This is a genomic window from Nocardia sienata NBRC 100364 (genome assembly GCF_001613205.1).
In the GTDB taxonomy this organism is placed as follows: domain Bacteria; phylum Actinomycetota; class Actinomycetes; order Mycobacteriales; family Mycobacteriaceae; genus Nocardia; species Nocardia sienata.
Genome location: NZ_BDBX01000128.1, coordinates 1 through 709, shown reverse-complemented (window position 1 = coordinate 709; position 709 = coordinate 1). Strand labels below are relative to the sequence as shown.

At 67.8% G+C, this 709-nt stretch carries 1 protein-coding gene; it reads right to left on the bottom strand.

Going from position 1 to position 709, the window contains the following annotated elements:
* Positions 1-43: 43 nt before the first annotated feature.
* On the bottom strand, positions 44-478 hold the full coding sequence (locus NS4_RS31040) for a DNA-directed RNA polymerase subunit beta (protein ID WP_245665885.1): 435 nt from the start codon (positions 476-478) through the stop codon (positions 44-46).
* Positions 479-709 lie beyond the last annotated feature (231 nt).

Below are 709 nucleotides of genomic sequence, written 5' to 3'. Positions count from 1 at the left end.
CGCAGCCAGCCGCTGCGGGCGGCGCAGGCTCGGATCGAGTCGATTACGAGACGACCCGAGGGGCGGAAGGGGCAGCGTGGGGGTTGGATCCAGCGGCGGAAGAGTTCGCCGCGGTCGGTGGGGGAGGGGAGGGCGATGGTGGCGCCGGTGCGGACGACGGAGATGTCGAGCCGAACATTTCGGCGAACAGGGCGGTGTCGTCGGGTAGGTCGGGGCGGATGAGGAAGCTCCACCGGCCGGACCGGATATGGGAGATGATGGGTCCCGCGCCGGTGCCGGCGTTGTGGTCGTGGCCGCGCTGCAGGTCTTTTTTGACGGCGAAGCCGAGGGCCGAGGGCATCATGAGGGCCCAGGTGTGTCCGGCGGGCATGACGATGCGGCCGAGTTCGGGTGGGTCGATACGGGCGGGGAGGTCGCAGACCTGGCGGTAGTAGCGGCAGCGGGTGAGCGGTGTGTCGCCGAGGAAGACGTGACCCATTGCAAGCCTTCGGGGTTGTAGTGGATGTTCGGGGATGCGCTTGCTGTGCTGTCAGGAGTTGTGAGTGCGGTATGACCGCTGGTGATCTGTTGCCCGGCGAGCGATGGTGGTGGCTGATTCCGGTCTTCCGGCAGCGTGACCGCGAGTACCAGCACGATGAGCGGCAGGCCGATTGCGACGGCGAACCCCAGGGTGGTCACTGTTCGCGCCTGGGAGGCGTTGTGAGCTCGG